This is a genomic window from Anaerococcus sp. mt242, assembly GCF_016798225.1.
GTDB lineage: Bacteria > Bacillota > Clostridia > Tissierellales > Peptoniphilaceae > Anaerococcus.
On the sequence record NZ_JAEUYX010000026.1, the window covers coordinates 1 to 17,901 of the forward strand.

The 17,901-nt window shown below is 31.9% G+C and carries 15 protein-coding genes; 2 read left to right on the forward strand and 13 right to left on the reverse strand.

Going from position 1 to position 17,901, the window contains the following annotated elements:
* Positions 1-57 precede the first annotated feature (57 nt).
* The 11 genes from JNO63_RS07965 to JNO63_RS08015 all read right to left on the reverse strand — a co-directional run bounded on the left by JNO63_RS07965 (position 58) and on the right by JNO63_RS08015 (position 11,157).
* Positions 58-1,155, reverse strand: coding sequence for an ABC transporter substrate-binding protein (locus JNO63_RS07965; protein ID WP_203128329.1), 1,098 nt, complete (start codon positions 1,153-1,155; stop codon positions 58-60).
* Between the two features lie 31 nt (positions 1,156-1,186).
* On the reverse strand, positions 1,187-1,948 hold the full coding sequence (locus JNO63_RS07970; protein ID WP_203128331.1) for a DUF169 domain-containing protein: 762 nt from the start codon (positions 1,946-1,948) through the stop codon (positions 1,187-1,189).
* A gap of 461 nt (positions 1,949-2,409) precedes the next feature.
* On the reverse strand, positions 2,410-4,371 hold the full coding sequence (locus JNO63_RS07975; protein ID WP_203128333.1) for a sodium-translocating pyrophosphatase: 1,962 nt from the start codon (positions 4,369-4,371) through the stop codon (positions 2,410-2,412).
* A gap of 182 nt (positions 4,372-4,553) precedes the next feature.
* Complete coding sequence (rpsR, locus tag JNO63_RS07980; RefSeq protein WP_203128335.1) at positions 4,554-4,784, reverse strand: 30S ribosomal protein S18; 231 nt, start codon at positions 4,782-4,784, stop codon at positions 4,554-4,556.
* Between the two features lie 22 nt (positions 4,785-4,806).
* A complete protein-coding gene (locus JNO63_RS07985; RefSeq protein ID WP_203128337.1) occupies positions 4,807-5,352 on the reverse strand; it encodes a single-stranded DNA-binding protein in 546 nt (181 codons plus the stop codon).
* 3 nt (positions 5,353-5,355) lie between these two features.
* A complete protein-coding gene (gene rpsF / locus JNO63_RS07990; RefSeq protein WP_203128339.1) occupies positions 5,356-5,640 on the reverse strand; it encodes a 30S ribosomal protein S6 in 285 nt (94 codons plus the stop codon).
* Between the two features lie 84 nt (positions 5,641-5,724).
* On the reverse strand, positions 5,725-6,663 hold the full coding sequence (locus JNO63_RS07995) for a P1 family peptidase (RefSeq protein WP_203128341.1): 939 nt from the start codon (positions 6,661-6,663) through the stop codon (positions 5,725-5,727).
* A gap of 38 nt (positions 6,664-6,701) precedes the next feature.
* On the reverse strand, positions 6,702-7,391 hold the full coding sequence (locus tag JNO63_RS08000) for a hydrolase (protein WP_203128343.1): 690 nt from the start codon (positions 7,389-7,391) through the stop codon (positions 6,702-6,704).
* 48 nt (positions 7,392-7,439) lie between these two features.
* Positions 7,440-8,597 carry a nucleotide sugar dehydrogenase gene (locus JNO63_RS08005; protein ID WP_203128354.1) on the reverse strand — a complete coding sequence of 386 codons (1,158 nt, stop codon included), beginning with the start codon at positions 8,595-8,597 and terminating at the stop codon, positions 7,440-7,442.
* A 92-nt stretch (positions 8,598-8,689) separates the two neighbouring features.
* A complete protein-coding gene (locus tag JNO63_RS08010) occupies positions 8,690-9,979 on the reverse strand; it encodes a dicarboxylate/amino acid:cation symporter (protein WP_203128356.1) in 1,290 nt (429 codons plus the stop codon).
* A gap of 110 nt (positions 9,980-10,089) precedes the next feature.
* Complete coding sequence (locus JNO63_RS08015) at positions 10,090-11,157, reverse strand: alpha-glucosidase C-terminal domain-containing protein (RefSeq protein ID WP_203128358.1); 1,068 nt, start codon at positions 11,155-11,157, stop codon at positions 10,090-10,092.
* 87 nt (positions 11,158-11,244) lie between these two features.
* On the opposite strand from JNO63_RS08015, the gene JNO63_RS08020 reads away from it, so the two are divergent.
* On the forward strand, positions 11,245-13,968 hold the full coding sequence (locus JNO63_RS08020; RefSeq protein ID WP_203128360.1) for an ABC transporter ATP-binding protein/permease: 2,724 nt from the start codon (positions 11,245-11,247) through the stop codon (positions 13,966-13,968).
* A 6-nt stretch (positions 13,969-13,974) separates the two neighbouring features.
* A complete protein-coding gene (locus JNO63_RS08025) occupies positions 13,975-14,877 on the forward strand; it encodes a diacylglycerol/lipid kinase family protein (protein ID WP_203128370.1) in 903 nt (300 codons plus the stop codon).
* A 69-nt stretch (positions 14,878-14,946) separates the two neighbouring features.
* Here the strand turns inward: JNO63_RS08025 and JNO63_RS08030 are convergent, their stop codons facing one another.
* Positions 14,947-16,113, reverse strand: a complete 1,167-nt coding sequence (locus JNO63_RS08030) for a M20 metallopeptidase family protein (RefSeq protein ID WP_203128372.1) — start codon at positions 16,111-16,113, stop codon at positions 14,947-14,949.
* Between the two features lie 160 nt (positions 16,114-16,273).
* Positions 16,274-17,512 carry a YkvI family membrane protein gene (locus JNO63_RS08035; RefSeq protein ID WP_203128374.1) on the reverse strand — a complete coding sequence of 413 codons (1,239 nt, stop codon included), beginning with the start codon at positions 17,510-17,512 and terminating at the stop codon, positions 16,274-16,276.
* Between the last annotated feature and the right edge of the window lie 389 nt (positions 17,513-17,901).

Below are 17,901 nucleotides of genomic sequence, written 5' to 3' on the forward strand. Positions count from 1 at the left end.
TTTTATTTTTATATATAAATATAAATAAAAAAACGAAGGAAAATTCCTTCGTTTTAACTATTTAAAATCACTATCTTCTAAGCCGATTGTTTGCCAATAATTTTTAAGGAATTCATCACTATTCATTTCAGTTTTAATTATTCCCATTTCTTTGTATTCATTGAAGCCTGTTTTAAATGTGTTACTTGTATTTTCAAATGTAACATTCCAATTATAAGAATCTAACATTCTTACACTTGCATCAAAATCTCCGCTTGCCCAATTATTATCATATAGAATTTTTGCAGCTTCTTCTGGATGTTCTTCTATCCAAATTTGTGTTTCTATAACTGCTTCATTGTATAATTTTGCCATAAGTGGATTTTCTTCTACAAAATCAGCATTCATTGCATTAACACAACATGTTTCATTTTTAAAATCATCATCCCAAGTTAGTGATCTAATTCTTTTCAAAGTTCCGTCTTTTAAAAATTTATCAGCATATTCGTCTGTTAGAATTGCGCCTTGGATCTCTCCTTTTTCTAAGGATTGTATTATAGCGGATAATTCAACCTGCTTGTATTTAACTTCATCTACCCCGATATTATCTTTATGGAAAAATCTTAAGGCAATATTTTGATCTGATGCTCCTATAGGCTCTGGAAATCCAACAGTTTTTCCTACTAAGTCTTTAGTAGATTCTATCTTCCTATTATCTAATACATATAATGATTTACATCCTGTATGAGCACCTGATGTAAATATCATATTAACCCCATTTAAAGTTGGTGGAATAAATTTAGTTATATGTCCAACGCTTGCATCAGCTTTTCCTGTACCTAAAGCATCCACATTACTTTCACCACTAACATATTCAACTTCAATTCCTCTTTTTTTAAATTCTCCTCTAATATCCGCTATATTAGGTGCACCCGCACATATTCCTCCATTGTATGATATAACAATAGGTGTCCCATATCTAGGTTCATCTTCTATTTTGTGATTATCAATTATAAGTTCACCCGCGTTTAAACTATCTTCTTTTATATTATCATTTGTAGAATTCTCTATATTTTTGTTATCATTATTCACCTTACTTTTGTCATTATTTTGCACACATCCTGTAATCAAAGATGCAAATAAAATTGATGCTATAACTTTATGTAATTTTTTCATTAAGCCCTCTACTTACTCTCTATTGCTAAATTTAAATTTCAGCTAAACCACCCTTGTATAATCCAGTATCATAATTTTGATTTAATTTTATATGATTAGAATCCATTCCATTATCATCTAGTTTTTTAATAATTTTTTCTTTTTCATCATTTCTAACAAATGCATTTGTAGTACTGACCAAGCCTTGGACAGTTTTATACCATTTGCTAAAGCTGATGCCTATTCCTATTTCATCAGGCTGCCAATCTGCAACTAATCTAGTACCAGGGCATAAGAAGGAAATATTTATACTATCGCTTATTATAGGAGCTGTGGTTAGATCATGGCAGATAGCTTGTAACCCAACAGTTTTTATACTTGTAGCATAACCATAATTATAAGAATATCCTTGAATTAGTCTCATAATATTGTATGATTTACCAATAACTATAATTACATCTGGCTCCACTTCCATTTTATCTATAGGTGAAACCAACACACCGTAAATATAGTTATCATTAAATTTCATCTCATCAGATACAGATTTACTAGTTTCTAAATCTGCATAATTTTCTCTTTTAAGCCTAGTTTTACCCGATAGCATATCTTCATTGTATTTTTCAAAACCTAAGGCAGTAGATCCACCTATGCAAGCTTGATGCCCTTTTAATAGTTTCAATTTTTCACCTCTACTAGCTAAATTCACTGAATTGCAATAGGTTACTTTAGTTTTTCTAACACTTGCTTGTATAGAATCATATTCCTCTTTTGAATTTAAATACTTAACTCCAACTGGACATCTATCTAAACTCATATATATATTAAGTATCTTATTACTTTTACTTAGATCATCTATTTCTTTTACCAAACATATCTCCTTATCAACATATTAATTTATATTTTTGCACAAAAAAACCTGTAAAAAAACTTTACAGGAGTGTCTCTTTTTAATTAAATTAATCTTTAAGGCATTTTACTTATAGATTAGTTAAAAAAGAGCGCACTTTCCCTATTAAGAAAGCTAACTTTCTTTATAAGCCTAAAGTGTGTACTAAGGTTAATCCTATCTTTAGACAATCTATATAGTAAAAATAATATATCCAAACGATTTCTAGCAAGTGTACTTAATTATCTTTTACGATAATTTTGCTATCAATCAAATATATCACCTATGCTATTTAAACATATAAACAATATTGTGTCAATGAATTTTATTTTTATATATAAATATAAATAAAAAAACGAAGGAAAATTCCTTCGTTTTTATTTTATATCTTAGATAAATAATCCAGCAAATACTACTGAAACTATTGTCATAAGTTTAATTAGGATATTTAGTGATGGTCCTGATGTATCTTTGAATGGATCACCTACTGTATCCCCTACTACTGCTGCTTTGTGGGCATCAGATCCTTTTCCGCCTTCTACACCAGATTCGATGTATTTTTTAGCGTTATCCCAAGCACCACCAGCATTTGACATAAATATAGCCATCATTACACCTGTTACTAGTGCTCCTGCTAATAGTCCTCCTAGAGAATAAGGTCCTAGGAAAATACCAACTAAGATTGGAACTACAACTGCTAATACTCCTGGGATAATCATTTCTTGAAGTGAAGCTGTAGTTGAGATATCGATACAATTTGCATAGTCTGGGTCTCTTTCTCCAGCTAAGATTTTGTCATCGTCTCTAAATTGTCTTCTTACTTCTTCAATCATTTGGCTAGCAGCTTTTCCTACTGAATTCATTGTTAATGCTGAGAATAGGAATGGTAGCATACCACCTATAAACATACCTGCAACTACTCTACTATCTAGGATAGAGATTGCTTCAAGGTTGATTGATTCAGCATAAGTAATAAATAATGAAAGTGCTGTAAGGGCTGCAGATCCGATTGCAAATCCTTTACCAATAGCTGCTGTTGTGTTACCAATTGAGTCTAGCCCGTCTGTGATGTCACGAACGCTTTCTGGTAGGTAGCTCATTTCTGCGATACCACCAGCATTATCTGTGATTGGACCGTAAGCATCTACTGTTACTGTTGTTCCTGTAATTGAAAGCATACCTACTGCTGCAAGGGCAATTCCGAATACTCCCATTAGTTTAAATGCAACCATAATAGCAAGAGCAATTACGATAATTGGGAATACTGTGGAAAGCATACCTGTTGAAAGACCAGCAATGATGTTTGTAGCAACACCTGTTGATGATTCTTTTGAGATGTATTTTACGTGTCTATATTTATCTGAAGTATAAACTTCTGTTAAAAGTCCGATTAAAATACCTGCAACAAGTCCTGTAATAACAGCAAGAGCTGCACTATAGTTACCAAAATATCTGTTTGATAAAAGTAGTGAGCCGATTAGTACTATAGCTCCTGAGATGTAAAGTGTACCCATTAATGATTTTTGTGGGTTAGCGTGTTTGCCTACTAAGAAAATGATTGAAGCGATGATTGATGCAATAATTCCTAGGGCTGCTAAGAAAAGTGTAAATTGTAAACCAGCTTCTTCAAAGTAAACTGCACCAAGTGTCATTGATGAAATGATAGCACCAGCATAAGATTCAAATAAATCTGCTCCCATACCAGCAACATCACCTACGTTATCTCCAACGTTATCAGCAATAACTGCAGGGTTTCTTGGGTCATCTTCTGGGATTCCTGCTTCTACTTTACCTACAAGGTCAGCCCCAAGGTCAGCAGCTTTTGTATAGATACCACCACCAACTCTTGCAAAAAGAGCAACTGATGATGCACCTAGTGAATATCCCATAAGGATTGTTGGGTCTTTAAAGTAAAGGTAGGTTAAAATAATTCCTATAAATCCAAGACCTGTTACTGCCATACCCATTACTGAACCGCCTGAGAAAGCTACTTTTAAAGCTCCATCTTGGCCTGATTCGTAAGCTTGGTTTGCACATCTAACATTACTTGCAGTTGAAACTCTCATTCCTATAAAACCTGCTAGCATTGAAAGAACAGAACCTAGTAAGTAGCAAATCATAACTCTAATATTTAAGAATATTGCTAATAAGATTGCTACTATAACAACGAAAATTGCGATGAATTTATACTCTCTTTTTAGAAATGTCATCGCACCATCTCTGATATAGCTTGAGATTTGTAGCATACGTTCATTACCAGCTGATAGTGGATTGATTTTTTGGGTAATTGTAAAAATCATGAAGATTATCGCTAGTATTGCTACTATCAAAGATAAAATCTCTACAGACATATGTCCTCCTTATATAATATTTATATTTATATTGTAGTATTAAAACAATAATATTACAATTATAAATCAACTTGAAATATTTTTATATAATAAAAGGACGCCAAAGAGATGCAAGTCTGCATTAACTTTTAGCGTCCTATTTATCGCTTATTGAATTTGTTTTTATATTTATAATCTAATTATTAATTTTCTTCGTATGGTAATAATGCAACTTGGCGAGCACGTTTAACTGCACGTGTAATTTCTCTTTGGTGTTTTGCATTAAGACCTGTTACTCTTCTAGGTAGGATTTTTCCTCTATCAGAGATAAATCTTTTTAAAGTTTCAATATCTTTGTAATCGATAACTTTTGATGGATCTTTTACAAATGGATCAACTTTTTTTCTTGGTTTAAATCTTCTATTTTGAGCCATGGTATTCCTTTCCTTTTATTTTTTAGAACGGAATCCTTCCATCATCTTCAATTTCTGTGAAATCATCATCAAAGAAATCATCGCTACTATCAAATCCGCCTTGGTTTTGATTGTAGGAATTATTGTTATAATTATTTTGATAATTTGTTTGTGAATAGTCGTTGTTGCCATAATCTTGGTTATCACCATAATTTTGATTATAGTTTGAGCCTCCACCTTGATTATCAGAACGGCTACCTAAAAACTCTACGTTTTCAGCTACAATGTCAGTAGTATAAACTGTTTTGCCTGTTTCTTTATCAATGTAGGATCCTGTTTGGATTCTACCATCTACTGCACACTGACTTCCTTTTCTTAAATATCTTTCACAATTAACAGCTTGAGGACCCCAAACAACTATACGAATGAAATCTGCTGTTGGACGATTTTGAGATTCTAGTTCTTGTTTCTTTTGCTTACTCATATTCTTATCTACAGCTAGAGTAAAGCTAGTAACAGTCTGGTTTGATTGAGTATTTCTTAAATCTGGATCACGTACTAGTCTTCCTACAAGTACTACTCGATTCATAAATTAGTCCTCTTTTCTGATAACCATGTATCTGATTATGAAATCTGAAAGTCTAAGTCTTCTTTCAAATTCTCTGATATGGTCTGGTTCAGATTTAAAGTCTACGATATAATAATATCCATCTTTGATATAATTAATTTCGTAAGCTAACTTTCTTTTACCCCAGTCATCTACACTAGTTACTTCACCATTTTCTTCGATGATTCCTTTGAATCTTTCTAATAGTTCAGTTCTATCTGCATCTTGCATATCAGTTTTGAAAATTAAAACTGCTTCGTAGTTATTCATTTTTTCACCTCCCTATGGTCTATGACCCCGTTGATTTATCACGGAGTAGAGTGTTACTGCTATATTTTACTACCTATTTGTCTTTTAGTCAATGCTTTTTTGAGATTTTGTATGATAAATTGCATTGGCAATAGCGCGACTCATAGCATTAGCTGCCATTACTCCTACAATATTTAAATCTGCATGGATTTCATTGGTTGCTAAAGAAAATATTGTATCTCCGTCAAAGCCAGTATGGACGGGATTTATAGATCTTGCAAATCCATCATGGCACATTTGGGCGATTTTTTTAAGTTTTGTCTTATCAAAACTTGCATTTGTTGCCACTATACCAATTGTTGTGTTTTTATTAGCAATATCAGAAAAATCATTCATGATATTTGCCATCACGTCAGTTGTTTTTATCATATTTCCATCTTTGATAGGGCCTGCTATTTGAATTCCTTTTTCATAGTCAAAAACATCTCCAAAGGCGTTTACAGCAACTATTGCAGAAACTTTTAAATCTCCTTCACTTATGGTTGCAGATCCAAGGCCAGATTTCATTACACAATCCATACCCAAAATTTTACCTACTGTCGCTCCAGTTCCTGCCCCTATTATTCCCTGGCGATATTCATCTGATTTTGCATATTTGTAGGCAACTTTTCCCATATTTTTATCAGGTCTAATTTTTGGATTTTTGTAAGCTAGGTCAAATAAAACCGCTTGGGGAACTATTGGAACAATCCCAACTCCAACATCAAGCCCTATTCCATCTTCTTCTAAAGATTCCATAACTCCACTCGCAGCATCAAGTCCAAAGGCAGATCCTCCACTTAGGATAAGAGCATTTACACTTTCTACTGTATTTACTGGATCTAATAGGTCTGTTTCGCGTGTTCCTGGTGCTGAGCCTCTGACTTCTACTGCACAAGTATTATTTTTAGGCGGAATTAATACTGTAAGCCCAGTCCCAGCTTCAAAATTTTGAGCATGGCCAATTTTTATGCCATCTATATCTGTAATGTATCCTTTATACATATTTCTCCTTTAAAAAAGACCCCCACTTGGAGGTCAAATTATTGGGCAACATCTTCATTTCTATATTTATCCATCATTTGTCCAAATACTTCTGAACTTGATGGTGGTGTGTAAGAGATGGCATTTGCACCAGCTTCGATGGTTTCTAAGATGCTTTCTCCAGTCTTACCTCCAGTAGCAATAATCGGGAAGTTTTTGCCTATATCTTTTCTAATTTCTCTTACTAAATCTGCAGTATATCTACCACCAGATATATTTAAAATCTCAGCACCTGCTTGGATTTTGCCTATGTAATCATCATTTATACTTGTTACACTAGCAATAACTGGCACATCAACAAAGCCTGCAATTTCTTTGATATCTTTATTTGGCATTGGAGAATTTACAACAACTCCATAGGCACCAGAAAGTTCTGCATCTATTGCCACATATTTTGAACGGAGGCCTTGAGTTGTTCCTCCGCCAACTCCTATAAAACATGGAACATTTGATACGCTTAAAATGGCATTTGATATTGAATTTTGTGGTGTATAAGGATAAACTGCCATGATGCTATCGGCATTTGAGTTTCTTATTATTGCAAGATCTGTTGTAAAAAGCAAGGATTTAATTCTCTTTTCAAAAATCATTATTCCAGATGCCTTATAAATTTCTTTTGGCACCTTTATAAAAGATTTTCTTAACTTGGAGTGCACCAATGGTATATATTTTTCTTTTTTTTCGCTCATAAAGCCCTCCTTTATTCTCACTTTTTATTTTACCCTTATAGATATTAATTAATCTATATTAAAAATATCTCTTGTATAAACTTTATCTTTTACATCTATTAATTCATTATCTAGCCTATTAGCCACTATAATATCGGCTTTTTTAAATGCTTCAAGATTATTTTCTATCCTTAAACCTTCAAAAAATTCTTCATCTACATTTGGCTCATAGATTATGATTTCAGTTTGATCTTTGATATTATTTATTACATCAAAAATTGCAGACTTTCTGAAATTATCCGAATCTTTTTTCATTACTAGTCTATAAATGCCAACTGTTTCTGGCTTGTCCCTTAAAATCCTATCGCTGATATAATCTTTTCTAATTTGATTGGCATCAATAACTGCTCCAAACATTGCATTTGGTACATTTTCAAAATTTGCATAAAGTTGTTTGCTATCTTTTGGCAGACAATATCCCCCATATCCAAATGATGGGTTGTTATAATAGTTTCCTATCCTTGGGTCAGCAGAAACTCCATCAATAATATCTTTTGTAGAAAGCCCCTTAATTTCTGCAAAGGTATCAAGTTCATTAAAATATGATACTCGCATAGCTAGATAGGTATTAGCAAAAAGTTTTACAGCCTCTGCTTCTGTAGAGTCCATAATTAAAACTTCTGGGTCATTTTGCGCTTCATTTTTATATAAATCAGCAATTTTTTTGCCAAGATCTGTCCTATCCCCTACTATTATCCTAGATGGATTTAGACTATCGTAAAGGGCTTTGCCTTCTCTTAAAAACTCTGGTGAAAATATAATATTTTCGCAAGCAAATTTTTCTCTTTGTGCTTTTGTATATCCCACTGGGATTGTAGATTTGATTAAGATAGGCAGTTTTTCATTTTCTTTTTTAATGTTAGTAATTACATCATCTACAAAAGATGTATCAAAGTACCTACTTTCTTCATCATAGTTTGTAGGCACAGCAATTATGGCAAGATCTGCATTTGCCAAGTGATTTTTGTATTCACTTGTTGCTGTTAAATTAAGATCCTTCTCTGATAGATATGATATTATTAAATCATCAGTAAGCGGTGATTTTTTTTGATTTATAAGACTGATTTTTTCTTCGTTTGTATCAATTCCTATTACTTCATTTGATTGACTAAGCAATATGGCATTAGCCAAACCCACATAGCCTAATCCAAAAACTAAAATTTTCATAAACTCTCCTTAAAATAGATAAGTTTATTTTACAAGAAAAGTAAATTTTTACAATAAAAAAGCCTGACTTTTAGCCAAGCTTTTTAAAAAAATTAGATTCTGTTAAATATTTCTCTATTAAATTTATTTTCACTAGCAGCTACTATAAGGGCTGATGAGTTTGCAGCTGTAACATTTGTAGCTGTTCTACCCATGTCTGCAAGTGTAGAGATTGGAGCAAGTAATACTACCATTTCTAGTGGAAGTCCCATTGCTGCGAATAGTGCAGTTGTTGTAATTGTTGCTGTTCCTGGCACACCAACTGTTCCTAGAGAAACTAAAAGTGCAATTAAAATAAGTTTTATATAATCAGCTGCTCCCCAGCCTAGTCCCATCATATTTGCAACGAAAATTGCATTCATTACTGGCCAAAATCCTGCACAACCTGGCATACCCATGGTTGCTCCTAGTGGTGCTGTAAATGATGCGATTTCTTCAGATACACCTTGTTCTTCTGTAAGATTTTCTACATTTGCTGGTATTGCTCCCATAGAAGATTGGGTAGTAAAACCAATCATTGTTACTGGCCATACTTTCTTGAAATAAGTGAAAGGATTTACTTTTGCAAATACTGATACAAGTATACCAGTTCCAAGGAAGGTGTGGATTACTGATGCCACATAGTTTAACACTAATATTAAAATAAATGGTGCAATAGCTGTAGAATCAATCCTACCAACAGCATTTGTCATAAGTGCAAGTACTGCATATGGAGTAAGACTTGTAATCATACTTGTAAGTTTGAAAATAACTTCAGCAAGTGAGTTTGTAAATTCTGCAAATGGACGAACCACTTCTTCCTTACCATTTTCAATTAATTTTAGGGCAGCTATACCAAGTAAAACTGAAAAGATAATAATTGGTACTATTTGTCCTTCAGCTGCATTTGAAATGATATTTGATGGGAAAAAGTTAGTGATAGTTTCGGCTACTGTAGGTACTTCACGCACTTCTGTATCAACAGGAACATCAAAATTTACCCCTTGGCCAATACTGAAGATAATAGCTAAGATAAGTCCAATTATGGATCCCATAACATTGTGTAAACTTAAAATTCCAACTGATTTTAGACCAACAGATCTCAGTTTTGTAAGTGAGCCTGTGTTTAACATGGTTCTAACAATTGTAGTTAATAATAGTGGAATAACCATGGCATATAGCAAGTTAACATAAATAGAACCAAAAACAGAAACGTACTCGGTATTACCTCTAAAAATAAAGCCTAAAATAAGACCAGCGATAGTACCGGTAATAACTCTACCTCCAAATGAAACGCCACGTTTTTTCATCAGGTGGAGTACATAAAATAATACTAGTGTGACTAGTACGGCAACAAATTGCATAATTTCCTCCTAAACATATTACTATATTTGTCAGTTATTATTTTAACACTTTAAATCGAAAATCACAAATTTTTTTGCAAAATATTTTACACTTATAATATTTTGATAAATTATTTTGTAAATGTAATAAATTCATAGGGTCTTAATAAGAGATTTTTGGCAATCTTTCTCTTGCCATAATTACCTAAAAAATACTTAAAATCGTTGATATCAATGAAATGAAAGCGAATATCAGCGAGTACTTCTTTTTGGCTAAAATTTGCAAAAACAATCACTTTTTTCTCCTCATAGGTCCTAATAAATGCGAAAATATCTGGATCATTTGCAAAAATCTCCCTATAAGTCCCCCTCTTGATTGCTTCTATATTTGTTTTTATATTAATAAGTTCTTTGTAAAATTCAAAAGTTTTATTGGTTTGATCTAACACTTTGTGATCATTGCTATAATTATTATTTTCAAAGATCCCAAGTTCTTCAAAATTTTCTAAAAGTACGCCTCCATTTAATAGAAAAGTCACCCCTGTAACTAAACTATGACTGAAAAATGGGAAATTTTTAGTATTTATAAAGTTTTTTAAAAGATTGTCTGTAATAAAAATCTGCCTTATATTTTCATTTTGAATTGATGAAAAATATTTTTTTACTTCCTGTAAATCTGTCATATTTTTTTTTGAATTTTTTTTGTTATAAATATAATCAAAATTTTGATAATTTGTATTTGACAAAAACTTTTGATAGGCCAATTCATCACTATTTATCTGTCCTATGCTTAGGGTGTCTTCACCTAGAAAAATATTTTTTGCCATCTCTCTTATATAAAAGTAAAAGTCATCTGCAAAAAGTTTTTCAAAATTTGTATAATAAAATCCTTTTAGCTTATACTTTTTTAGATAGTTTATAAATTGGTAAAAGGATGTACGAATTTTAGGATTGACCCAATCAATTTGTTCGTCACTTTCTAAAAGAATTTTTGAACTTTGCTCTATATCCATTTGTAAAAATAATTTAATATTATTTTTTACTAATAAGTCGTTTAGAGCAAAGATTTCTTCTATTATTTTCTCATTAATTTCACTAAATGGATTTATAAGAAGACCATGTATTCCTAACCTTTTGTAATATGTAATTTTCTTATTTATTTGGGAATAATTTTCCCTATAAAGTACTAAATTTTGCATATTTACCTCTATAAAATATATTACATTTAAGTTTACTTTTCACAAATAATGAGGGTATAATATTGTGATTACAGAAAGAAGGTATAAATGTTAACCCTTAAAAATATTTCTAAAATTTATAAGACTGGAGACTTTGAACAAACTGCTTTGAACAATGTTTCCATTTCCTTTAGACAAAATGAATTTGTTTCCATATTAGGCCAATCAGGAGGAGGTAAAACTACTCTTTTAAATATTATAGGCGGCCTTGACCATTACACATCAGGTGACCTTTTGATAAATGGTAAATCTACCAAAAATTTCTCCGACAATGATTGGGACTTTTACCGTAATGTATCAGTTGGTTTCGTTTTTCAATCCTACAATCTGATTAGCCACCAAAGTATCTTATCAAATGTAGAGCTTGCTTTAACCTTATCGGGTGTATCAAAAGAAAATCGACGTGAAAAGGCAATAGCAGCCTTAAAAAAAGTTGGTCTTGGTGAGCATATAAGTAAAAAGCCATCAGAATTATCCGGCGGACAAATGCAAAGAGTTGCCATAGCTCGTGCTTTGGTAAATAATCCTGATATTGTCCTTGCAGATGAACCAACAGGAGCTCTTGATACAGAAACTAGCAAGCAAATAATGGACTTGCTTAAAGAAATTGCAAAAGATAGGCTAGTAATAATGGTAACCCACAATCCAGAACTAGCAGAGACCTATTCAACAAGGATAGTTCGTATAAAAGATGGACAAATAATCGGAGATAGTAATCCATTTACTGAGCCAAATGAGACAGATAATTTTAATACAAAAAAAATAAAATTAGGCTTACCAACAGCAATAAGTCTCTCATTTAATAACCTTTTGACTAAAAAAGCTAGAACACTTCTTACAGCCTTTGCAGGATCTATTGGGATAATTGGTATCGCACTTATCCTTTCAATATCAACTGGAGCAAATGATTTTATAGCTGATAGCCAAAGAAAAGCCCTAAAATCATATCCAATCCAAGTTCAAAAAGAATCAGTAAATCTAGGATCATTAATCACCCCACCAAAGACTGAGGAGAAAAACCATAAAGATGATAATGTCTACACTAACAATTTCATCCTAGACCGTAGGTCAGATTTTGCTTCAAATGTTAAAGAAAATAATCTTACACCCTTTAAAAATTTTATTGAAGAAAATAGGGATGATTTAAATCAAAATGTAGGATCAAATTTCATCTCCTATCTTTATGATATGAACTTTGATATCTATACAAAAGATCCAAAAGGCGAACTTGTAAATACAAATGGTGAAGAGTTTGAGGAAAATAATCGACCACCAATAGCAGACTTTTTCGCTCCAAGCCAAGATAATAAAAACTTTACCCAATTAATAAGCACAAATGATGGCAAGATTAGTCCAATAATTACAGATGAATACGAGATAGTAGACGGCAAATGGCCAGAAAATCCAGATGAATTAGTTTTATTTACTGATTACAATAACGAAATATTTACAGCGCATATGTATGAACTAGGTTTTTTGCCAGCTAAAGATTATAAGGAAATCATCTCAAAACTAGATAATAACGAAAAAGTAGATTTAGATGAAATAGGTATCAAACCAAATGAAATTATAGGACACGAATACAATATAGTTTCCCCTTCTGACTATTACGAAAAAGAAGGTGATGGTTTTGTCAATGTCAAAGATGATGAAGTAAAAGTAGATAAAATTGTAGAAAGAGGCGAGAAAGCAAAAATAGTCGGTATCGCAAAAAGAAAAACAAATGATGACAATCAAATTGTAAACGGATCAGTAGGATTTACAGAGGGTCTTACAGATATGATGATAGACCATGCCAATGAGTCCGAAATTGTGAAAGCTCAGATAGCAGATAAGGATAAAAATGTCCTCAATAATCTCCCATTTAGAGCAAAAAATGATGATGAAAAACAAAAATCTGCTAGATATTTCCTAGAAAATTTAAATGAGAAAAACTCACTTAGCTTTTCTACTTGGATAGTTAGAAATAAGCCAGAAATTGCAGAACAAACTCAAAAAGATGCCAAGGAATTGCAAATGAAGCCCATGGCAAATCCTTCTATGATGCAAAATCAGAAAACAGATGAAAATCAAAATCAAAACCAACTTGCCCAATATGTAATAAATCAAAATGACAAAAAAACTTTAATTGATGTCTATGACGAATTCCTATCTGGCAATTCCTATAATAAAAACCTTGAAAATCTAGGAGTAGTTAGCAAGGATGCACCAGCAGAAATTGACATCTATGTGGAAAATTTTGAAAATCGTGAAAACATTAAAAATGTAATTGATGATTACAATAAAGACAAAAGCGAGAAAGAGCAAATCACATACACCGACTATATCGGCCTTATCACCAAATCCGTAACAGATATAGTAAATGCCATTTCATATGTCCTAATAGCCTTTGTTGGTGTTAGCCTTGTCGTTTCATCTATTATGATAGGAATTATAACCTATATTTCTGTTTTGGAACGTACAAAAGAAATTGGAATTTTAAGGTCAATTGGTGCTAGCAAATCAGATATCAGAAAAGTATTTATGTCAGAAACATTTATAATTGGATTTTTGTCAGGCTTGATAGGTATCGGGGTAACAATGCTATTAAATATTCCAATTACAAATATCATCCGTAATTTAACAGGTGTTGACTATATAGCATCGACCCTACCAGTAAAAGCTGCTGCTGCATTGGTAATAATCTCAGTATTATTAACACTGATAGCTGGCATTATCCCATCATCAATGGCAGCCAAAAAAGACCCAGTAGAAGCACTTAGAGAAGAATAAAGGATTATGAAAAAGCTATTTTTAATAAGTTCTAATGCAGGAGCAACGGAATATTATTTTAGTAAAAATCATATAGAAGAAATATATAAGTCATATAATAAAGAAGACGAAATAATAGTTAAAGAAACAAAATACGCAGGTCACTTAGAAAAAATTGTGAAATTTTTCCTAAAAAGTGATTATGATGATAAAGTCATAATCCTTTTAGGAGGTGACGGATCTTTAAATGAACTAGTAAATCTATGCTATGGTCAGGATGTAACCATTGGTCTTATACCAACAGGCACTGGCAATGACTTTGCAAAAAACTTTGACTATAAAAACTTTACCATAGAAGATACCTTTAATATATTAAAAAAACCTATAGATCTAATAAAAATAAATGACAAATACTGCATAAATGTCACAAGCTTAGGATTTGATACAGAAGTCTTGCAAAAAGCCTATCAATATCTAAAAAAAGATAAGTCTCTAGGCAAAAGGGCCTACATCAAAGCTGTGGCAGACCGAATATTTCATTTGACATATAATAACTTAAAGATAGACTTAAATTTATCAGATGGATCACAAATTCACTTTAAAGATGAGTTTTTAATATCAGCAATCTGCAACGGTTCATATTATGGATCAGGCTTTAATCCAGCTCCAGATGCAAAAATTAACGATGGTGTAATAAACCTAGTAATGGCAAAAAGATTTCCAAAATACGTCTTGCCTAGTCTTATTCTAAAATACAAAAAAGGCAAACATCAAAATTCAAAATATCTAAGCGAGTTAAAAGTAAAATCAGGGATAATAAGAGCTGATAAAGAGTTTTTAGGCAATATTGATGGGGAAATATTTAAAGATAAAATAATAAAATTTGAAGTACTTCCTAATGCGATTAATTGGGCGTATTTTGATTTATAAATTTTAATTTAAAAACTTCTTAAGAAATTTATTCATCTTAAGAAGTTTTTTATATTGAGTCTATTAAATTTAAAGTTCAAAATATTTTTTAGTGTAATTTATAAAATACTCTGTTCCAATTTTTAATGCTCTTTCATCTATTATAAATTTTGAATTATGGTGAGGATAGCTATCGCCTTCTACTTTTGCCCCTAGAAACATCAAAGCACCAGGAATTTCCAAAAGATATTTTGCAAAATCTTCTCCACTCATTCTAGCTTTAGAATGGATAATTTTTTCCTCACCAATAATATCTTTTAGAACATTATAACCAAGCTTTGCAGATTCCTCATCATTTACTGTCGCTGGAGTGCCAAAATAATACTCAAAATTATATTTAGCTCTGTTAGATTCACAAATCCCTTTTACAATTCTCTCTATAATTTCAGGAAATTTTTCGCGAAGGTCATTGTCAAATGTTCTAGTAGTTCCTAGTAGCTTAGCTTTATCAGGGATTACATTCTCACTATTTCCTGAGTTAAAAGAAGTTATAGATAATACCATAGGATTTATAGGCGAAACTTCTCTAGAAGCAATATTTTGTAAATTTTGAACTATAAGAGATCCTATAGCTATGGGATCTATAGTAAGGTCTGGTTCTGATCCATGGCCTCCCTGTCCTATAATCTCTATTTTAAAAGTATCAGCTGAGGCTTTGATTGGTCCTTCTTGTATTGAAGCAGTTCCTAATTTTAAGGCGCTATTTATATGAAGGGCAATAATCCTATTTACTCCTTCTTTTTCTAATATCTTTTCTTCCATGACATGTTTTGCACCAGAATCTTTTATAAATTCTTCTGCAGGTTGAAATAACAACACGACTTTTCCAATTTCGTCTTTCATTTCTTGAAGTTTTTTACCAGCTCCTAAAAGCATAGCTGCATGAGTATCATGTCCACAAGCATGCATCACACCATCTTTTTTTGACTTAAAATCTAGATCTGTTTCCTCACATATTGGAAGTGCGTCAATATCTGCTCTAATGGCTAAAACTTTTCCCTCTTTTTGTGGATTAATAATTCCAAGTACTCCAGTCTTGACAATTTTTCTTGCTTGAATTCCTAGCTTTTCTAGCTCTTTTAATATATAATCTGAAGTATTTTCCTCTTGCCAACTTAGTTCCGGATTTTCATGAAAATATCTTCTATGGCTAATAATGTAATTTTCTAAATCCTTGTCTATATTTAAGTATGCCATTTCTATTCCTTTTAGTAATTTACTATATTTAACTAACAATATTAATATGATTATTGTAAACAAATAAATTTATTTGTTAGTGTAAAAACGACTTATATAACAATCTATCTATTTTTATATACATGAATTTTAAATTCTTTTTAAAATGTTGTTAATATATTTAATTATCGTCATCTAACTCACCACGGATAAAATCTTCTGCAGCCTGCTCTATTTGATCATTATCTATATGAGATCTTTCTATTAGTTTATTTAATTTCTCTTCATCTTTCTTAGAGAATTCTTCATTCTCATCTACTTTTTTTCTCATGTAGTGGTTAATACCTAGTCTTTTATAAGACTCATATTTTATAGCCGATCTTTCTTTATACCAAGCTGCTACTAAAACTATCATCATAACTATGCCTACATAACCAATTATAGGATAAAATATGGATACTAACTCTTTAAAACCACCAAAGCTTAGAACAAAACCTATCAAAGTTAGTAAAATTAACATAATTCTAAATCTTTTTTCTTCACCTTTTGAAAATCTACGGGCTAGAGCATAAAAAAGTGAGATACCTGTATTAAATATCATTCCAAATATTACAATTGCCATTAGTAAGCCGAGGATAGGGTTTATGTCTTCTATGATATATAACATCGGGATATCAAGTTTTCCAACTTCATCAACTCTTATAAAAAGAGTAAAAGAAATCAAAATTCCAAGCACCCCTGCGATGGCTCCACCTAATAGGCCACCTATCCCAGCATCAGTTGTATTTATTTCTTCTCCACCTAAAACAAGTCCCATTGAAACCCCGCTCATCAAACACATACCATAATAATTAAATGTTGAAAATATTACACTATTAAAATTTGATGGTAGTTCTCTTGCTATACTATCAAGATGGCTCCAATCTGGATTATAATTAAAGAATGTATACAAAGAACCGATTAGTGTAAAAATAATAATAAGAGGTGTAAAAGATCCTATAATTTTTGAAACTTTTTCAAAGTCCATCATACCAACAATAATGATTAGCCCTGCACATATAACTTGGCCTATCCATTTTTCAATACCAAATGCTTCATTTAGATTTGAGCCAGCTCCTGCAATCATAACAAAGCCTATAACAAAGCAAGTAAATATTAATGAATAATCCATAAACTTGCCCATATATTTATTTGTAATTTCGCCAAATACTTCTGAGTGATCTGTCGCCATATAGTGAGATCCTAATTGTAAAAGAACTCCTCCTATTAATGTATGTAATAATCCTACCACTCCAGCTCCAATAAGTCCTGGTATGCCAAGTGATACGAAGTATTGTAAAAGTTCCTGACCTGAAGCAAGCCCAGCACCTGTTACAACTCCCACATAAGCCAACATGATTATTAATGATTTTTTATTCATATTTCCTCCATAGTATATAATATACTTTAATAGGATAGTTGTGTAAATTTAAATGTGTAAAATTGGCATATCAAATAAGTAAATGTATCGCAAATGTATTTTTTTCATTATATCGTATATTTTTTTATAAAATTTTTCAAAACAAAAAGAGCAAGCAAATGCTTACTCTTTTTTTATAATTTTATGGAATAATCCTCACGACATTCACTGCGTGAACATCTTGCTTAGTTTTTCGGACTCAGAACAAAGCCTGTCCGGCTAAGGGAGGACCTTCGTCTCGAAAATGAAAAATACTTTTATATTTTTCACCCAATTAGTGTGGGACTATTTTGTAATTTTTGTTACAACTCCTGAAGCTACTGTTCTACCACCTTCACGAACTGCAAATC